We start from the raw sequence: 19128 nt of genomic DNA on the forward strand, positions 1-19128 counted from the left end.
CTCTCTCTAGGCCCGGCGGTTCCCCCGTCCCGGCCCCGCCTCTCCCTCTCAATCCGCGCGAAAATGCCTCGAAAGATCTATCACAAAGCCGTGCCTGCCTCGCTCATACTCGCCGCCCGGGATCAGAAAGTTGCGCGTGGGGGCAGCGCCGCGCTTGCCGCCGCGCGACGCGATGCCGATGACGTCGCCCGGATGCGCCTTCGACTGGGTCGCTGCAATCACGATCCAGTCTTCTGCGTGATCGCGCTCGAATCCTTCGCGATCGCGCGCGAAGGATTCGGCGCGCTCGAGCTGCGGGCCGTGAAAGCCCTCCCAGGCATCGGGGAGCCAGTCGCGCAGCGTCTTGTCCGCCGACGCCCTTTCCTTGTCGGTGAAGAGGTCGGGATAGCCGGTGGCGACCAGCGCCCAGTCGCAATCCTCTTCGTACCAGCCGTCCTGCAGCCGAAGGGCGGGAGGCATCGCGGCATTGCGCAACTGTTCGAGGAAGAAGCCGCCGTGGCTCGCCGTGTCGAAACAGATGATGCCTTCGCCGTAGCGCGTCGCGAGCTGCGAGGGGCCCCATGGCGTCGACATCAGGAGGTCGATGCGCGTTCGGCTCAGCGCAGCGCGTTGACGGAAGTGCAACATGCAATCTTCGACATGTGCGCGGAAGCTGGCTTCGTCGGCGACCTGTCCGTCGAAGCCGAAGCCATCGGCGGCCGACCATTGCGAGATCGGTTTCGATCGCGTCGAGGCGGTCGCGAGGCGGTAGCCGTCACGGATCGGGATCGCGATCAGCGCGAGATAGTCGACCCGCGCCGCCCAATGGCCGTCGGCGGTGGTGCCATATTCGGCGACCATATCGCTCATGCCGCCGCCCTCCCGCGAAACAGCGGACGGTTGGGGGCGTCGGGATCATCGACCAGCTCGATGCGCGCGTTATGATAGCGATGCTCGCCGAGCCACGCCTGCGCCGCCGCCTCGTCGGCAGCGAGGTGACGCAGTTCGTCGCCCTCGCCGATGACCGTGAGCACCCGGGCCATGCCGGGTCGCGGGCGCTCGACGATCTCGAAATCGAGCCGGCTCACGACCGAATAAATGCGGCGCACGACGAGGATCTGGACGCCGCCGCTGCTGTATGTCGCCAGATGCAGCGCGAAGGTCGGCGGCGACGAGTAGGTCGTGCTCTCGCATCCGGGACGATATTCGATGAGCGTCCCGGTGCCGTTGTCATTCTCCCACGCCTTGACCTTGCGGGTGCAACGATCGGGCGGACGCGGCTCGCCGTTGGAGAAGCGGATCTTGGCGCCGAGCGGCGCATGGCAATAGATATCCATCGGTGACATTTCGGGTTTCCTGATAAAGGAAAGCCCGGCGCTGCGGCCGGGCTCTAAGTTGGGGGTGGGAAAGGTTCTGTCAGCCAGGCGGTGGGCCGAGCGACAGCGCGGCGATCGCCTCTTCGAGGAAGCTGGCGGTCGACATGCTGACCATCCCGGACTTGCTGATCAGAGTGGCGGCGCCGCCAAAGCCGTCAGGACGCATCGTCGAACAGCTCCACGCTGTCTCGATTTCGATGTAGTCGAGCGCCGAGCGCTTCACGACATCCTCAAAGATGCCCTCGAAGCTGAGCATGGACATGTCCACCTCGAACTCCGCCGCTTCCGGATCGAGCTTTTCCAGCGCCTCGCGGACGACATCGGTGACGCTGCTCGCGATGCTTTCCTCGGCTGCGATCATCCGCTTCACTTCGGCGACGTCCAGCAAGACGAAGTCGCTCACACCGTCAGAGGCCGAGAAATAGACGTCCTCGCCGACGGGCTCCGCGTCGAACATCCTCGCGAGAATGACATATTCAAGCTCGGTCATCGCCATCTTCGGGATGTCGGGGCGAACGACGATTTGAGAGAAATAGTCAGCCATGACGGTCGCTCCCCTCGTCCGCAGCCGCTGCTGGCTCGGGATCGCCCTCGACAATCAGCGGCGGCACTTCGAACTCCGCCTCGTCGAAATAGGCGAGGATCGCCTCGATGCTGTCGCGGTCAGCGACGAGATGCCGGTCGATCATCACACGGTCATTCTCATCGACCATGTAAGAGTGGGGTTCGCCTTCGGCCCGGAAGACGATACGCTCGGCGCTCCATTCCCCGGGATAGCCGCCCGACCAGCGGGCGTACGGCAGCCCATGCTCGGCACAGAAGGTTTCGAGCGGCTCGACGCGGCCCCACGCGACCTCGTGCGCGAAGAGCGACAGGGCTTCGCCGATCTCGCGATGACCCGGCTCGAAAGCGGGCCCGTCCCACTCGGTGGAGAGATCTTCGGCGGCGACGATCTCGGCGAGCACCGCGTAGGTGTCCGCGCTCACGCGCCCGCCGATCGTGATCGAGATGGAAACGCGATCAGCCATGATGCCCTCCATCGACAGGGGCTGGGAGTGCCGATCCGATTGCATTGTTCAGCTTGTCCATTTTCAGTCTCCGAAAAGCCGAAAGCCCGGCGCGACGGCCGGGCTTTCGGGAGTTTCATTTCAAGGGTGAGCCGCACAGCGCGGCCCGCGTCATTCGGCGGCGATCTCGTCGGCACTTCCATCGTAGTCGGCGGCGTCGCTGACATCGTCGGCGAGACCGGGCGGCAGCGCGTCTGCCCCATCGTCATTCGCGGCCGGCGACGGCGTGGCCCCTTCCTCGTCCGGCGTGCGCAGCGGCTCGGGCAGCCAGTTCGTCTCTTCGAGCAGCCGTTCGGCTTCGCGGGCCATGTCCGCCTTTTTCAGATGGTCGATCATCCCGGCAAACTGCTCGCCGCGCGCTTCGGTAACATCGGCGAGCAGCCGCGGCTTGGGCACGCTTTTGAAGTAGCCGTCGGCAGTCGGCCGCCAGCCAGCCGCGATGAGATCGAGACCCACCGCGCGCGCGAGTACGTGGCTGTGCACGATGCGCCGCGCGACGGTATGCGACGAGATGCGCCCATTGTCGTACTTGGGCACGATCTCAGCCTGCGCGTTGACACCGAGCGACGCGCAATGCGCGAAGAGGCTCGCCTGCTCATCGTCGTCCAGTGTCAGGAGCCAGTCCCAGGCATCGCGATCGGTCTTCGGCATCCGCGCGCGCCACGCCTCATGGCGTTCGGCGATCGCCCGTCCGGGCGGACAGTCGCGAAGGCCCGCTGGCGCGTTCGAGAAGGCAACGCCGTTCACATGAACCTGCACGCAGCCCTCGCGGCTGTATCCGAAGAAGCAGGAAACGACGAAAGCGTGAAGCACCGCGGCGAAGGCGGTCGAGGGACAGCGCGCGACGGCGTCTTGGAGCGCAAGCGTGCGCCACGCCGTCAGATCCGAGACGAGCCGATCGGACATCGGCTTGAGCCCGGCGTCCTCTTCCTCGTCGCCGCTTGCAGCATCGCCGTCCTGTCCGGCAGCGCCATCGACCCCTGGCGCCGTGTGTTCCGCGCCGTTAGCGGCGGCGTCGGCGTCCGCGCCGGGACCGTCCTCGCCCTCCGCCTCGGGTTCGTCTTCGGGACGCACGAAGCCGCGCTCGACACGCAGCGAGCCGTCATGCTCGATCGAGACGAAAACGCCGGCGATTGGCAGTTCCGCGGGATCGAAGATCTGCGGCCGCTCGCTGATCGCGCCGATCTCGGCATCGATCGCCTCGAGCTTGGCGTGGATCTCGTCGGGGACCTCGTCGGCGTCGCTCCATTCGTCGCTGAGATCTTCCGCATCGGCCTCGAGCATTGTCAGGCGTTCCTGCTCGGCGTCGCTGATCGGCACTTCCTCGCCGACGATCCGGCGCATGTCGCGGCCTGCGTGCCACGGGATCTCAATCGCGGCTTCGACCCATTTCCAGCCCTCGCCGCCGATGCGTTCGGCCTCAGCCGCGAGCTTTTCGTCGACGAGGCGGTCGAGCAGCGCCGGATCGGTGAGCCAGCCGCCGTCGTCGCGCTCGAACAGGTCGCGGATCACGCTCCCGCCCGCCGCGACATAGGCATCGACGGTCACGAAGCGGACCCGCTTGTCGACCGCGCGGACGCTGTTCTCGGTCAGCTTCTGGCGGATGAAGGCGGGCGAGGTGTTGTAGCTCGACCGCAGCATCTCGAACACCTGCTCCTGGCGGGCATGATCGTTCGACACCGTGAAGGCCATGAGCTGATCGAGGCTCACGCCGTCCTCGGCGTAGACTTCGTGCAACGTGGGCGAGACCGAGGCGAGTTTCAGCCGCTGCCGGACAACGGCCGGCGTCACGAAGCTGTTCGCCGCGATCGTCTCGATATCCTCACCCTTGTCGGCCATCGCCTGCATCGCGCGAAACTGATCGAGCGGATGGAGTGCTTCGCGCCGCGCGTTTTCGGCGTAGCTGTCGTCTTCTGCCAGAATGGTGCGACCGACCGGTTGGACGATGCAGGGAATCAGCGCGTCTTTCGCGAGCCGCTTCTGCGTCACGAGCAATTCGAGCGCGCGAAAGCGCCGGCCCCCGGCCGGAACTTCGAACAGGCCCGTTTCCTTGCCGTCCGCATCAAGCATCGGCCGCACGTTGAGGCTCTGGAGAAGCCCCAAGCGAGCGATGTCTTCCGCAAGCTCGGGGATCGTTTCGCCGGACTTCGTCCGGCGGACGTTGGATTGGGAAAGCCTCAGCTTGTCGAAGGGAAGGTCCCTTGAAGGGCTGAGGGTGATTTTCGGTTGTGCTCTGGCCATTTGCCATCTCCGTGGCGAGCGCCGCGAGACACTCTCTCGGCCCTTGACTCGCCACCCGGCACCCGGCTCCTCTCCCTCTCGGCTGGGCTTGCCCAGCCGCTTCTGGGAGCGCGCAACATTTCTCACCACAAAGCGATTAAGCAGGTCGGACTGACGCTGAATGACCACTCAGACTAGTGGATGATGCCCCGTCTGCCTATACTACCGGGCTTCATCAGTGCCCGGCTGTTCCGCATCGGTCGAAACCGTCGCTGCCCCCAACCGACGTCGTGCCAAGCACCAAATTTTTCTCCCGGCATGCACGGTGGATACCTAAGGTCTCGAAAACCGAAGCTTCGTGAGGAGAATCGCTCGGCAATGCGGTTCGACGTTTTCAACGAAATATGTCGGAGCGCTTGGAATTTAAGCAGTTTCACCTGTATAGACGGGTGATGGATCTCATCCCCGGAATGACCTCGAACAACGCCAAACGGTCCACCCATGGCGCTTCCCCGGATACGCCTCCGCGCTATGCCGCGATCAAGCAGAGCATCTATGATGCGATTCGCGATGGCCGCCTCAAGCCAGGTGACCGGGTGCCGTCGGAAGCGGAACTGGTCGGGCAATTCGATGTTTCACGCATGACGGCGAACCGGGCCCTTCGCGAACTGCAATCCGCCGGTATCATTGTGCGCCGCGCCGGCAGCGGCTCGTTCATCGCCGAACCCAAACCAATCGGGCACATGATCGAGATCCGGAACATCGCCGAGGAAATTCGCGGACGCGGTCATGACTACCGGGCCCGGGTCATCCAGAATCTCGAGGAAAAGGCCGGCGCCGAGACTGCCGCACTGCTAGAGGTTCCGGTAGGCACGAAAATCTTCCACTCGGTCATCGTCCATCACGAGGCCGAGTTTCCGATCCAGCTCGAGGAGCGGTTCGTGCTTGCGTCCGCCGCGCCCGATTACGGCACGCTCGATTTCACGCAGCTGACGCCCAACGAATATTTGACGCGCACTGCGCCGCTCGAGCGGGTCGAGCACCGCGTCCGCGCGGAAATGCCCGACGCGCGCACGCGCGGCATGCTTGGTCTCAACGAGGGGGAACCTGTTCTGCGCATGACGCGGCGGACCTGGAGTAACGGTCGGCTGGTATCGCACGCCTGGCTCTCCCATCCCGGCACGCGCTTCGAGCTTTCCGCAGCTTTTTCGGTCGACGACTGACGGGTCAGACCGTGCTGCGGGTAACGATGGGCTTGCGCCGACGGCGCAGCCAGCGAAAATCGGCGCGGCTGAAGCTTTTAAAGAGTAGATAGAAACCAGTCCCCGAAAGCCACAGCGCGCCGAAAGCGACGAAGATGATCAGCGGGTGGTTAAAGCTCTTCCGGTTCACATAATCCATATTGTGGAGCATCCAGAAGAAATCCCACGTCCGCCACGTGTCGCCGCGCATGACGAGAAAGCGCGCGTTGTCGAGCGCGACATAGGCGCTGCTATTATCGGCGTCGGCAAAGTCGACGCGCCACATCGCACCTTCATGGTCGCGTGATTCGAGATTCGGCTTCGCAATCACGCTCACCTTTCGGATTGGTGCCTCGTTCATCATCGATGCGACTTCGCGGGCCATCCCCTCATCGACACGAATATTCTCGCCGCTCGTAGCGTCGACCAGCCGCACGCCCTTGGTGGTGCGGAGCTCGTAGATCGGTCGGACGCCAAGATCGCGCAAAACCAGCCCGGTGACGGGCTCACCGCGCGGCAAGGCGGCGACGTCAAAATACTCGCCGGCCGGCAAGGGATGCGCGTGGCTCATTCCGCCGCCGTGGCCGCCGACCTTGTCTTTGTCGAGCAGCGCCATCACCGAGCCGCTCAAAGCCCAGAGCAGGAACTGGAGCCCGAGGATCAGACCGACCCATTTGTGGATGCGCCGAAAGAAGAGCGGCGTGAAACGGATTTTCTTCATGCCTTCTTCCTTTTGCGGCGCTGGAACGACCAGATCAGCAACCAAGCTCCGGTGAGCGCCATGGCGAAGGCGCTCCAGGTCGCGACGCGAAGCAGCGGATTGTTGACGTCGGTGCGCTCGTCATAGTCCATGATGTGGAGCATCCAGGCGAAGTCGAAGACGCGCCAGAGTGCGTGGCGCCGCGAGATCAACTCGCCCGTCTGCGGCGACAGATAGAGCATCGGGCGGTTCCAGCCCTCGAACTCGACCTGCCAATAGGGCGGCTTGCGCGACTGCATTTCCTGTGGCGCTTCGGTCAACAGCCGCACCGACACGATCTTGCCGTCGCCGGTGTAGATGCGCCGCGCCTGCTCGCGGACCTGGGACTCGGTAAGCGCAGGCAGCGGCGCACCCGAGCGGGCATCGAACAGCCGCGCCCCTTCGGGAGTTTCAGCGCGCCAGACGGGGCGATCGAAGAAACGCTGCAAGCGAACCTCGGACGCACCCGGTGCGGCCGCAACGATCCGCGACGGCGGCGCGAGGCCCGCGAGGTCGAAGGGCTGAACCATCGGCGCGCGCACGAGATGGTCGCCATGGATGGTGTCGATGTGCACGACCACCATGTAGAAGCCCGTCAGCGTCCAGAGCAGCGCCTGGACGCCGACCACCAGGGCCAGCCATTTATGCGTTCGCCGGACGAGCAGCGGCCAACGGATCGCCATATCGATTACCCTCAGAACGCGGTGCGGAAGCCGACGTAGAAACGCCGTCCGAGCAGGTCATAGGTCATCGTGTCGGTGTTCGCATCGGTGAAGCTCTGGATATAGGGCGCCTTGCGATCGAAAAGATTGTCGACGCCGACCTGGAAGCGGGTCTTCTCGTCGATTTCGAAAGCGACCTGAAGATTGTGGTAGAAGACATTGGGCGTGCTGTAGCCGATTTCGCCGGGCGCCGCATTGAAGTCGGTCGCCTTGCCGATCCACTGGGTCGACCAGGTCGCGCTGACACCATCCTTTTCGGCGGTCAGCACGCCATAGCCGCGCCACTTCGGATAACCGCCATTGCCGCCGCCGATAAAGCCGTCGAAGTCGATCGGCGCGCCGCCCGGGAAGGGCAGGACGACATATTTGTTGAGATAGGTCACGTTGACGTCAAGCGAGACGTTCATGCTGCCGATGTCATTGTTGTAAACGAGACCCAGATCGAGGCCGTTCATTTCCTCGCGGCCCGTATTGATCGGTTGCGCGGAGAGGAAGGTGACTTCGCCGGTCAGCGGGCTGCGCGTAAAATCTTCGCAGAAGGGATGCGACAGATTCTGGCTCGCATAACAGATGCCGAGCTTGGTCGACCCGGGAATAGCACGGATCGCATCCTTGATCTTGATGTCGAACCAGTCGGCAGTGAGCGAGAGTCCCGGAACCAGTCCCTTCGGTGAAATCACCGTCCCGACCGTCCAAGTCGTCGAGCTTTCGGGTTTCAGATTCTCGTTGCCGCCGACCGTCGTCAGGATCGTTGTACCAAGCTGAACATAATTGGCCGGCACGCCCGACGCCTGACAATTGGCGATCAGCGTCGCGTTTCCGCTTGTCGCATAGCGCGAGCAGGGGTCGGTGGTCGTCAGATTGCCCTCGGAGACGCCGCCGAACAATTCGGGGACGTTCGGAATGCGAAAGCCGGTGCCGTAGGTGCCGCGCAGACGGAAGCTGTCGTTGATGACCCAGTCGACGCTCCCCTTGTAGTTCCAGTCGCTGCCGAACAGGTCGTAGTTCGAGTAGCGAACCGCGCCATCGAGAGTAAGCGACTGGAAGAAGGGTGTGTCGGCCAGAACGGGCACCGACAGTTCGAGATAGGCTTCCTTCGCCGTGCTCGTTCCGGAGATCGGATCCTGCTGGTTCGTGTTCGCGATACCAAGCACCGTCAGCGGGTCCGGATCGCGCCAACCCTTTTCCTTACGATAGACGACACCGGCCGCGAAGGAGACGGGTCCCGCGGGCAGCTTGAAGAGATCGCCGTTGATATCGGCCGTCACCGTCGCGAGCTCATTGCCACCGCGGTCGCGCGACGTGAACAGGATATAGTCGAGCACTTCGGGGGTCAGGTCGCCGAAACCCAGATAGTCGGCGCAGGGGATCGAAGCCCCCGCCGCGAGGCTGCACTTGGTCGTATCGAGGGAATTCGCCACTCGCTCAAGATTGGCGATGTTGGTGGAGCCGTCGACCGCGGTGTTGCGGCCGAACGCGCCGGCGATTTCCCATCCCCAATTGTTCGAGAGCTTGCCGCGGAGGCCGAAAGTGCCCTGCCAGGTGTCGGTTTCCTGGAAGAATTGGCGCGGGCCGGGCTCGGCGAGGCGGCGCTGGACGAGGACGATATTCTGCCCCGTCGGATTGGTGGGATTGCTCGCCGCGATCGAGAGGTTACGAAGCGTTCCGGGCGTCGCGATCTGGTTCGACTTGCGGAAGGTGTAAAGGAATTCGCCGAACGCCTCGATATTGTCGGTCAAATCATAGTCGGCGAAGAAGGCCGTGCTGACGCGCTCGACGGGACTAACCGCGTTGAGGAACGGGTTCGAGTTGAAATTGTGCTTCGCCGCGCTGTACGGCTCGAAGAAATTGCCGTTGCCGCCCAGCACCTGATTGAAGTTGATCTGCTGGCCGTTCGGCAGCACCGCGCGGCCGCCGATCGTCGAGGCGCTGTTGACGCAGCTCAGCATGCCGGGCGTGGTTTCCGCCAGCGAGCAGGGCGCGCGGCTCGCCATGTTGACCGCCTTGGTCTTCTGATAGGTGACGGCCGCCATGAAGCCGCCGCGATCATTGCGGACGCCCCAGAGGAGGTCGGCGGTAAAGTCCGACCCGTCGCCCTTTTCGGTGATGCCCTGACGCACGCTGAGGCCAAGACCTTCATAGTCGGTGCGGGTCACGAGGTTGACGACGCCCGCCATCGCGTCGGCACCGTAGATTGCCGAGGCGCCGTCCTTGAGCACATCGGTGCGTGCGAGCGCCGCGACGGGAATCATGTTGAGGTCGGGCGAGGAGTTCGCCCCGGTGCCGCCCGCGACGAGGCGGCGGCCGTTGAGCAGGACGAGGGTGCGCTTGATGCCGAGACCGCGCAGGTTCACCTGCGCCGTGCCATATCCATTGTTCGCCCAATAGGCCGAAGTCTGGTTGCCCGCGAAGCCGGCGTTGGCGGGCAAGCGCTGCAGCACCGTCTCGATATTGACGACACCGGTATTTTCGATCTGCTCGGCCGACACGACCGTTGCCGGACCAACCCCCGCCAGATCCTGCCGGCGGATGCGCGAGCCGGTTACGACGATGTCCGAGCCGTTCGGGGCATCCTCGGCGGCGGGCGGCTGCGCCGGAGCGTCGCTCTGCGCAAAAGCCGGCGTCGCAAAGGTAGCGACCACTGCGGCGCTGGCGAGCAAAAATGTCTTGGTCATAGCGAAACCCCCTGATGGTTGGCTGATTCCCCTCAGAGAGCATCAAATGTATATACAGGTCAATAGGAATTTCTTGAATTATCTCAATTAGTTATACAAGAAAATGGGGGCGCAAGACACGCATTAAATACGCATGCCAAAGCGTTACCCCTCATCGATTTTGAAATTTTTTTCCAGGCCTGAGCCTTTTCGCGCAAGGAGCCACCTGCCCCTTCCTTCACCTTACTTATGAAATGACAGGATAAGTAGGCCGGCGCAACGCGGTGCGGCTGGCACGGGGCCGCCTAATGCGACAGTATCTGTTCCAGGAACGTCCGCGCACGTTCACTTTTCGGAGCGGCAAAAAAATCGACAGGCTTTGCATCCTCGATGATCTGCCCCTGGTCCATGAACAATATTCGGTCGGCCGCCTCGCGCGCGAATCCCATCTCGTGCGTCACGCACACCATCGTCCGCCCCTCGCCAGCAAGGGCGGTCATGACGTCGAGCACTTCCTTGATCATCTCGGGATCGAGCGCCGATGTCGGCTCGTCGAAGAGAAGAATCCGGGGTTCCATCGCCAGCGCGCGCGCGATGGCTGCCCGCTGCTGCTGCCCGCCCGAAAGCTGCCCCGGATATTTGTTCGCCTGATCCGCAATCCTCACTTTTTCGAGATAGGACATAGCCCGCGCCTCGGCCTCCGGAAGGGCGACGCCGCCGACAAGGACGGGCGCGAGGGTACAATTTTCGAGCACCGTCTTGTGCGGAAACAGATTGAACTGCTGAAAGACCATGCCGACCGAGCGAAGCGCCGCGGCGGCGTCGCGCGAGGCGTCCGTCACCTTGGTGCCCTCGATCAGGACCGCGCCGGAATCGGGCACTTCGAGCATGTTCATGCAGCGGATGAGCGTCGACTTGCCCGAGCCTGAAGGTCCGCAAACGACAACCCGCTCGCGCGGCGCAACTTCGAGGTCGATTGTGCGGAGCGCGTGATAGGGGCCGTAATATTTCTCGACTTGCCGAAGGCTGACAGCCGCTGGAGACGAAGCATCCGTCATGATGTCTTCCGTCCGCCGCGCATGGCCCGCACCCGCCCGAAGGCCGCATCGAGGTCGACGATCAAATCCTGCGGCGCCTCGAGCCCCGCGTGAATGCGGATCAGCGCGCCGTCGGCCTCGCCGTTGGGAAAATCGCGTATCGGCGCGGGCCATGCCGGGACCGCGAGGCTTTCGAAGCCGCCCCAGCTGGAGCCGAGCTGGAAAAGCGAGAAATTGTCGAAAAAGCTGCTTGTTTCAGCTGGAGTCAGGCGATCGAGCTGGACGCCGAACAATCCGGACGCACCGGTGAAATCTCTCTTCCAGATCGCATGACCCGGATCGGCGGGGTGGGCCGGATAGCGGACTGCGACCACCTCGGGCTGCTCGAGAAACCAGTCGATCAGCGTCATCGCGGTGCGCTGATGACGCTCAAGGCGCGTGTCGAGAGTTCGAATTCCCCGGTGGACCAGATAGCAATTGTCGGGGCTCGCGCAATTCCCCCAACGCGCCGCAGCGTCCTTGAGCTGGCGGTAGATGGTCTCGCTTGCGGCCGTCATCGTTCCGAGCAGGCAATCGGAGTGTCCCGAGAGATATTTGGTCGCCGACGCGACCGAGACATCGACGCCATGAGCGAGGGGCTTGAAGAAAAGCGGCGTCGCCCAGGTGTTGTCGATGGCGGTCACAATTCCCCGGCTGCGCGCAACCGCCGTTATCGCGGGCACGTCGATCATATCGAACGTCTGCGAGCCCGGGGTCTCCATATAGATGAGCCGGGTATTGCTACGGCACAGCGCGGCGATGTCCGAGCCGATATCGGGCCGGAAATATTCCACCTCGACTCCGAAGCGCGCGAGCACATCGGTCAGGAATTTGCGGGTCGGCCCATAGACGCAGTCCGCGACGAGCAGATGGTCATCCCCGCCGACGAATGCCGTGAGGGCAAGCGCGATCGCGCTCGTTCCCGACGAGGTGATGACCGTCGCGTAGCCGGCCTCGAGTTCGCTCACGGCCTCGGCGAGCGCGAAAGTCGTGCGCGTTCCGTAAAGGCCGTAGATGACCTCGTCATAGAGACCTTGGTGCCGGTCCATATAGGCTTCGACGCTATCGTAGATGATGGTCGACGCCCGATCGACGGGCGGATTGATGAGGCCACGCTGATCGCGCGGTCGGGGACCGGCATGAACGGCACGGGTCGGATCCTGCCAGGCGCGCCCGTTCGGGTTCGTCGGCCCGGCGGGCCATTCTCGGTCGTGATTATCCTGCATGGTATAATTTCCGTTCGATCTTCATGCTGAGCCGGGACAGCGAGAAACAGAGGAGGAAGAAGATTGCCCCGGTGAAAAGATAGGCTTCGGCGAAATAGGGCCGCCATTGCGCCTCGACGTAGGAAAGGCGCGTCGTCTGCAACAAGTCGAAGACGCCGACGATGAGGACAAGCGTCGTGTTCTTCAATTCGCTGATCGAGGTGTTGACCAGACCCGGCACGCTCACTTTCAGCGCCTGCGGCAACTGAATGTGGCGCCGCGCCTGCCACTTGGCGAGACCCAGGGCCTGCGCGGCCTCGGCCTGCCCGCCGGGAACCGCCAGCAAGCCGCCCCGGATGACCTCCGCCATATAGGCAGCGGTGAAGAGGATGAGCGCGAGCTGGACGCGCGGCAGGCTATCGATCGAGAGGTAGGAGGGCACGAACAGCGGGAACAGGACCGCAGCGAGAAAGAGCACGCCGATGAGGGGCGTTCCACGAACCAGCTCGATGAACGCGACGCTCGGCCAGCGAATGCCGCGCCGCGCCGACCTGCGGCCGAATGCGAGAAGGATGGCGAGAGGGAAAGCGCCGACCACTGCGATGCTCGCGAGCAGCAATGTGACCGGCAGGCCGCTCCACTTCTCCATCGGCACATAAGCGAGGCCCGCGACCCCACCGCGCAGCAGGAGCATGGCGATCGCGATCGCGCCGAGCCAGGCAAGACCGAGGCGGCTGCTCCAGAATCGCGGGACGAAGGAGAGCGCGAGGCAGGAAAGCAGTATGGCCGCCGCCGCCGCAGAGCGCCACTGCTCGGCTTCGGGATAGGTTCCGAACAATATGAGCCGCGCATTTTCGCGGAGGAAAGGCCAGCAAGCGCCGCTGGCCAAGCGGCACTCGGCCGCGCCCCCGGAATAGGTCGCGTCGATCAACAGCCAGGACAGGCCCTTGCCGGCAGCCAGCGCGGCGAGGGCGAGGATTAAGACCGTCAGGATCGATTGGCGCCCTCCCCTAAACAGGTTGCGCCGGATCCACGACGGCCAGGCGGCGATCGAGCGCAGCGGAAACGGTTCGAGGGTCGCCGTCTGGATGCTCCGGCCGGGCTGTCCGGTAACGCTCCACCCCATCCGGCGCGCGTAGAGGCCGGTGACGAGTGACAAGGACAGCGAAAGCAGGAGGAAGGTCAGAACGATCAGGCCGACGCCCTCGATCGCCTGGCCCGTCTGGCTGATGACGGTGTCGACGACCGAAACAAACTCGGGATATCCGATCGCCACGCCCAATGAGCTGTTCTTGATCGTGTTGAGATGCCAGCTCGTCATCGGCGGTATCGCGATGCGCAGCGCTTGCGGAACCACGATCCGTCCCATCGCCTGAGCCGGCGACAGCCCGAGCGCCTTCGCGGCTTCGCGCTGCCCCGCGGGAACCGCGAGGATCGCGCCGCGGAATATCTCGGCCAGATAGGCCGAGGCATAGACGGAAAGGCCGGCGACCAGCGTCAGAAATTCGGTGGAGAGCGAGAGGCCGCCTATGGTTCCGAAACGCCCCGCCCGCGGCAGATCGATCGCGCCCCACAGCAAAAACGGAAGGATGACAATGCCGGTCAGGGCTAGCGCGGTCCCGGCTCCAACATATTTGCGCCGATAGGCAACAAACAGAAAAGCGCAAGCCGCAAGCGCGATCAGCAATAGCGGCGTTACTGGATCGGCGAGCGTGAGCGCCGGGAGGTGCAGTCCGCGGTTGTCGAGATCGACCGCACCGACATCACCCTGGCCGGGAGCAGGGAGACCGAACAACAATGCGGCGTACCAGACAAACATCTGGAGCAGCAGCGGGATGTTGCGAACCAGCTCGATATAGAGGCCGGAGAGCCGAGCAAGCAGCCAGTTCGTCGACAGGCGCGCCATACAAACTGCAAGGCCGAGCAAGGTCGAGAAGATAATACCGAGCGCCGATATCAGAAGCGTGTTGAGAAGACCCACCGCCAGCGCCGCGGCATAGGAATCGCCCGGCGCGTAGGCGATCAGCGTTTCACCGATCGCGAAGCCCGCCCGGTCGAACAGGAAACCGAACCCCGTCCGGATGTTTCGGTCCGCAAGATTGTCAGCCAATGTCGCAAACAGGCCGTAGGCGGCCACAACTCCGCCCGCCAAAAGCAGCCAGGGCAACGCAGCGATTACAAGGCGCCTCTGCGTATGGGTCATCGCATCGGCAACGGGTAGATCAGCCCGCCGTCCCGATAGAGCTTATTTTGCCCGCGCTCGACGCCGAGCGGCGTAATGTGCCGGTCGAAGATTTCGCCATAATTGCCCGTCGCTTCGATCGCCCGATACGCCCAGTCATCGTCGAGTCCGAGCGACTTGCCGAATCCGGGCAGGCCGCCGAGCATCTTGCGCACTTCGGGGTCACGCGAGGTCACGCGCATGCGCGCTGCATTCGCGCGGGTGACCCCCATTTCCTCGGCAGCAAAGAGCGCGTTCAGCACCCATTTGTTGATCTCATACCATTGCTCGTCGTCGCTGCGCACGACGGGGCCTACCGGCTCCTTGGTGAGTCGTTCGGGCAGCACAACATAATCGTCCGGATGCGTGGTATCGGCGAGACGGATCACCGTCAGCGTGAAGGCATCTGTGGTCATCGCGTCGCACCGCCCGGCAAAGAAGGCGAGCTTGGCTTCCTCGGGATTCTCGAACACGACCGACTGGAAGCGCAGCCCCTTGCGCTCGAAATATTCGGCGGTGTTGAGTTCAGAGGTCGTTCCCTTGGTGATGCAGATCGACGCGCCGTCAAGATCTGCGGGCAGCCGCACGCCCGACCGACGCGGCACCAGAAAACTCTGCCCGTCGTAATACATGGTGCCGACGAAATTCACCCCGAGGTCGGTATCGCGCGTCAGCGTCCATGTCGTCGTCCGCGACAGGACGTCGGCCTCGCCCGTCTGCACGATCGTGAAGCGCTTGTTCGAGGCGACCGGCATGAACCGGACCTTGCGGGCATCGCCGAGGACCGCGGCGGCGAGCGCCCGGCAATAATCGACGAAGAACCCCTGCCAGCGCCCGCGCTTGTCGAGATAGGACATACCGAGCTGCCCCGTATGAATGGCGCAATTGAGCGTTCCGCGCGCGCGAATCCGCGCGAGCGTAGATCCCTTCGCCGCGGCAATCTCATATCCGCCAGTGCCGGCCGGCTCGCGGTCGCAGCCGCCAAGAAGCAGGGCGCCGGCGGCGAGCAGCGCCGGAAGCCAGCGGCGCGGTGCGTGCGACCTATTCATAATCGAGACTTTCGATGCTAGCGCCATAAGAAATAGCTATAGGGAGCGATGTCCAATGAACCTGCGTCACCTCGAAGCCTTCAGAGCCGTAATGCTCTCCGGATCGGTCACCCAGGCCGCGCAGTCGCTCAACCTGTCGCAACCCGCGGTGAGCAAGATGCTTGCCGAGCTCGAGCATCAGCTGGGCTTTCAGCTCTTCCTGCGCTCGCGCGGCAGCGCGCTCACCGTGACGCCCGAAGCCGACGCCTTTTTCTACGAAGTCGAGCGAAGTTTCTCGGGTATTGCGGCCCTGAAGCGGGTAGCGGAAGACATTCGCAACATGGCGACCGGTACGCTCCGGATCGCCGCCCTCCCGGCGCTCGCGGTCAGTTTCCTGCCGCGCGTGATCGCGGACTTTCGCGAGACACATCCCGGCGTCACCGTTCAGCTCCAGACCCGCAGCTCCTCGACGGTGCGGCAATGGATGGCGAACCAGCAGTTCGACATCGGGCTCGCAACGCCGGCGCGCGAACTGCCCGGCATAAGGATGGAGCGCTTCCTGCGCTGCCCTGGCGCCTGCGTTCTCCCTGCCGGTCACCGACTCGCGGCCAAGGACGTCATCAGGCCGGCCGATCTCGAAGGTGAGCCCTTCATTTCGCTCGCGCTCGAGGACGGCGTGCGTCACCGCATCGACCGCATTTTCGAAGACGCGGGCGTCCACCGCGAGATGGTCATCGAAACCCAATATGCGATGACCATCTGCGCGCTTGTCATGCAGGGGGTCGGATGTTCGATTCTCAACCCCGTGACCGCAGCGGATTATGCCGAGCGGGGCCTTACGGTCCGTGATTTCGCGCCGGAGGTCTATTTCGAATATATGCTCTTCACGCCGAAGTTGAGGCCGATGTCCCAAGTCGCTGCGGCCTTTATCGCGGTGCTCGAATCCCACCGCGACGCGATGTTCGGCTCCGACGCCAGCTGAAGACACAGGTCGCCGCACGGGCCTCACGGCCACCGATCAGAAGGAGGCGGTCGCGCGGACGTACCAGAAGCCCCCGTTGAACCCGGTCGGCGCGAAGCGGAGATATCGAATCCCGTTGTTGATCTGGGATTGCCGCGCCTCGACGTCAGGATAATTGTCGAAGATATTCTCGCCGCCGACCGCAAGCTTGAGCATGTCGCTGACCTTGTAGGACAGCTCGAGATCGACCAATAGTTCGGCACCGCCCGTCTGGTCGGCAGCCGGCGCCGCGCCATAGTCGGTCCATTTGTCGTAATAATTTGCACGTGCGACGAAGCCGAAGCGCTCACCCGCGTAGGTGAAGGACGCATTGCCCTTCCACTTCGGAACGAAGCCCTCAAGCTCGAGCAGACGCTCGCGGTCCGCAGTGATCACCGGCGAGGCCTTGATGACATCGGTTTTGGTATAATTGCCGTTGAGACCGAGCGTGGCCTTGCCGCCGCCGAGGTCGAAGCCCACGGTGAGCACCGCATCGACGCCCTGGGTACGGCTGTCGAAGGAGTTGGTGAAGAAGCTCACCTGCTGGAAGGAGTCCCCGCCGGGAATACCGAGCGCCGCGAGCTGCGCGCGCTGCGCCGGGGTGAGATTGAAATTGCCCGATACGGCGATCCGGTCTTCGACCTTGATGTTGAAATAGTCGAGCGTGAAGGTGATGCGATTGGAGGGCTTCACGACGAGGCCGCCCGCGAAGTTGAACGAATTCTCGGGCCGAAGCGGCGTCGCGCCAAAGAATTGCGCCACCGGATTGTTGGGCGCAATAATGCCCGCGGTCAGCGGCGCCCCGGTTATCGAGTCGATGTTGGTCTGGACCTGCGAGGCGTTCGACTGGCCAGGCGTCGGCGCACGAAAGCCGGTGTTGACCGATGCGCGCACCGCGAAGACGTCCGAGAAATCATATCGCCCATTGACCTTCCAGGTGAATTTCGAGCCGAAGTCCGAATAATTCTCGTAGCGGCCGGCAAGGCCGAACTGGAGCGAGTCGGTGAGATTGCCTTCAAGCGACGTATAGGCGGCCCAGTTGCTGCGCGCGAACTCACCCGCCTGGATGGGACTGAAGCCCGGGAAGCCGTTCGAGCCGACCGGCAGTCCGACGCGGTTCCCGGTATCGGGATCGATAACCGACGCGAAAGGCCCAACCTGCCATGACGCGATGTCGCCGGCTGTGATCTCATATGTCTCGCGCCGATACTCGAGACCGCCGGCAAGCGTCAGCGGATCGGAGGTGCCGATCGCAATGGGGTAAGTGAGATCGAGATTGAAAGCGAGTTCGCGCTGCTCGAGCTGTCCCGGCTTGAAGGACGTTGGCGACGCGAGGCCAAGCGACGGATTGACCGTATTGTCGATCCGGTAGGAAGCATGGTTCTGACCATAGGAAGCGCTGACGTCATAGGTCAGGCCCGAGGAGAATTCGCCCTTGAGGCCGGCCGCAAGCGCGGCGTCGGTCACCGTCGCGCCGAAATCCGGGGTAAAGCCGCCGGGAAAGAGCTGGCGGAAGCTGAACCGCTGTCCTCCGGGCGTATTGGTGAGCGGAATCGAGGTGGAAATGAAGCTGGCATTGGGATTGCGGTAGAAGAAGGCCGTCGTGCCGCGGCTCCAGCTGTAGTTGCCGAAGGTGTAGAATTCCATCTCCTCCGACAGATCGATGCCCGCATTGACGAAAATGCGCGCCGCCTCGGATTCGGGATTTCCCCAGCGCTGCGCCGGGACCGGAACATCCTGAACGCCGGCATCGATGAGCGCCTGTGCGTCGGGACGCTGGATGCCGCGCGACGTCGTGCTGGCGTTCACATATTCGCCGCTGATGTTGACGAAACCGGCGTCGGTGAAGGGAAGCCCGACATTGCCCTGGACGAGAAAATCCTCACCATCGCCCTTGTAGAATTGGCCGTAGCGAGCGATCAGCAACCCGCCCTCGCGGTCGCGGCGCAGACCGAAATTAAGGACGCCGGCGATCGCATCCGATCCATAGAGCGCCGACGCGCCGTCGCGCAGAACCTCTAGCTGGCCGATCGCGATCGACGGGATCGCCGAAAGATCGGGTCCCTGCGATCCCCGGATATAGGGAACATTGGTGAACTGGACCGTCGCGCCGCGATGGCGCCGCTTGCCGTTCACGAGCACCAGCGTCTGGTCCGGCGGCAGGCCGCGCAGCGAGAAAGGTCGGGTGAAGACGGCGCCGTCGTTGCTGACGAGGCGCTGGACGTTGAGCGACGGGACCTCGGTGCGGAGGAGGTCGTTCATGTCGGCCGTGCCCTTTTCGAGCAGCTCGGCGCCGGTGATGATGTCGATCGGCTGAGCGGAATCGGCCGCCTTGAGATCGTTTCGCCGCGTGCCCGTCACGATGATTTCGCTCTGCGTCATTCCCGGCTTCGGCGCCTCTTCGGCGGTATCTTGTGCGAAAGCGGCGACGGCCGACGTGGCGACCAGAACGGCAATAATCGAGCCACTGGTGCGAAGCAATTTTCTCATGGTCCCCTCCCATTTACGAAAGCTCTCGGCTTCGCCACCGAGCTATCTTTGCGACCGTGGCATGACCAGAAATAATCACGACTCATCGCTACAAACGAGATGGTTATTCC

Annotated in this window: 15 protein-coding genes; 2 read left to right on the top strand and 13 right to left on the bottom strand. The window is 63.5% G+C overall.

The genetic code is table 11. The features are described from left to right. Positions 1-48 precede the first annotated feature (48 nt). The 5 genes from LH19_RS21315 to LH19_RS21335 all read right to left on the bottom strand — a co-directional run bounded on the left by LH19_RS21315 (position 49) and on the right by LH19_RS21335 (position 4663). A complete protein-coding gene (locus tag LH19_RS21315) occupies positions 49-849 on the bottom strand; it encodes a DUF7007 domain-containing protein (RefSeq protein WP_054731744.1) in 801 nt (266 codons plus the stop codon). Beyond that, on the bottom strand, positions 846-1325 hold the full coding sequence (locus LH19_RS21320; RefSeq protein ID WP_054731745.1) for a hypothetical protein: 480 nt from the start codon (positions 1323-1325) through the stop codon (positions 846-848). The genes LH19_RS21315 and LH19_RS21320 overlap by 4 nt, the downstream gene beginning before the upstream one ends. A 70-nt stretch (positions 1326-1395) precedes the next feature. Further along, on the bottom strand, positions 1396-1899 hold the full coding sequence (locus LH19_RS21325) for an NUDIX hydrolase (RefSeq protein ID WP_145923555.1): 504 nt from the start codon (positions 1897-1899) through the stop codon (positions 1396-1398). Next, positions 1892-2383: a hypothetical protein gene (locus LH19_RS21330; protein ID WP_054734083.1), complete on the bottom strand. Its 492-nt coding sequence runs from the start codon at positions 2381-2383 to the stop codon at positions 1892-1894. The genes LH19_RS21325 and LH19_RS21330 overlap by 8 nt, the downstream gene beginning before the upstream one ends. A gap of 150 nt (positions 2384-2533) precedes the next feature. Beyond that, positions 2534-4663: a ParB/RepB/Spo0J family partition protein gene (locus LH19_RS21335; protein ID WP_054731747.1), complete on the bottom strand. Its 2130-nt coding sequence runs from the start codon at positions 4661-4663 to the stop codon at positions 2534-2536. A gap of 431 nt (positions 4664-5094) precedes the next feature. Here LH19_RS21335 and hutC point away from each other — a divergent pair, with 431 nt between their 5' ends. Then, on the top strand, positions 5095-5865 hold the full coding sequence (gene hutC / locus LH19_RS21340) for a histidine utilization repressor (protein WP_082395996.1): 771 nt from the start codon (positions 5095-5097) through the stop codon (positions 5863-5865). A gap of 4 nt (positions 5866-5869) precedes the next feature. On the opposite strand, the gene LH19_RS21345 is transcribed toward hutC, so the two are convergent. The 7 genes from LH19_RS21345 to LH19_RS21375 all read right to left on the bottom strand — a co-directional run bounded on the left by LH19_RS21345 (position 5870) and on the right by LH19_RS21375 (position 15549). Continuing rightward, entirely contained in the window at positions 5870-6604 is a 735-nt protein-coding gene (locus tag LH19_RS21345; RefSeq protein WP_054731748.1) for a PepSY domain-containing protein, read from the bottom strand. Next, positions 6601-7305: a PepSY domain-containing protein gene (locus tag LH19_RS21350; protein ID WP_054731749.1), complete on the bottom strand. Its 705-nt coding sequence runs from the start codon at positions 7303-7305 to the stop codon at positions 6601-6603. The genes LH19_RS21345 and LH19_RS21350 overlap by 4 nt, the downstream gene beginning before the upstream one ends. 11 nt (positions 7306-7316) lie before the next feature. Continuing rightward, positions 7317-10019, bottom strand: coding sequence for a TonB-dependent receptor domain-containing protein (locus LH19_RS21355; protein ID WP_054731750.1), 2703 nt, complete (start codon positions 10017-10019; stop codon positions 7317-7319). A 284-nt stretch (positions 10020-10303) separates the two neighbouring features. Next, positions 10304-11056, bottom strand: a complete 753-nt coding sequence (locus tag LH19_RS21360) for an amino acid ABC transporter ATP-binding protein (protein WP_054731751.1) — start codon at positions 11054-11056, stop codon at positions 10304-10306. Next, entirely contained in the window at positions 11053-12300 is a 1248-nt protein-coding gene (metC, locus tag LH19_RS21365) for a cystathionine beta-lyase (RefSeq protein ID WP_054731752.1), read from the bottom strand. Before metC ends, LH19_RS21360 begins: the two co-directional genes overlap by 4 nt. After that, entirely contained in the window at positions 12290-14416 is a 2127-nt protein-coding gene (locus LH19_RS21370; RefSeq protein WP_054731753.1) for an ABC transporter permease subunit, read from the bottom strand. The genes metC and LH19_RS21370 overlap by 11 nt, the downstream gene beginning before the upstream one ends. A 62-nt stretch (positions 14417-14478) precedes the next feature. Beyond that, positions 14479-15549, bottom strand: coding sequence for an amino acid ABC transporter substrate-binding protein (locus LH19_RS21375; RefSeq protein ID WP_234715992.1), 1071 nt, complete (start codon positions 15547-15549; stop codon positions 14479-14481). A 55-nt stretch (positions 15550-15604) separates the two neighbouring features. Here LH19_RS21375 and LH19_RS21380 point away from each other — a divergent pair, with 55 nt between their 5' ends. Beyond that, positions 15605-16510: a LysR substrate-binding domain-containing protein gene (locus LH19_RS21380; protein WP_054731755.1), complete on the top strand. Its 906-nt coding sequence runs from the start codon at positions 15605-15607 to the stop codon at positions 16508-16510. Between the two features lie 36 nt (positions 16511-16546). On the opposite strand, the gene LH19_RS21385 is transcribed toward LH19_RS21380, so the two are convergent. Continuing rightward, positions 16547-19018, bottom strand: a complete 2472-nt coding sequence (locus tag LH19_RS21385) for a TonB-dependent receptor plug domain-containing protein (RefSeq protein WP_054731756.1) — start codon at positions 19016-19018, stop codon at positions 16547-16549. Between the last annotated feature and the right edge of the window lie 110 nt (positions 19019-19128).

It is taken from the genome of Sphingopyxis macrogoltabida (assembly GCF_001314325.1).
In the GTDB taxonomy this organism is placed as follows: Bacteria; Pseudomonadota; Alphaproteobacteria; order Sphingomonadales; family Sphingomonadaceae; genus Sphingopyxis; species Sphingopyxis macrogoltabida.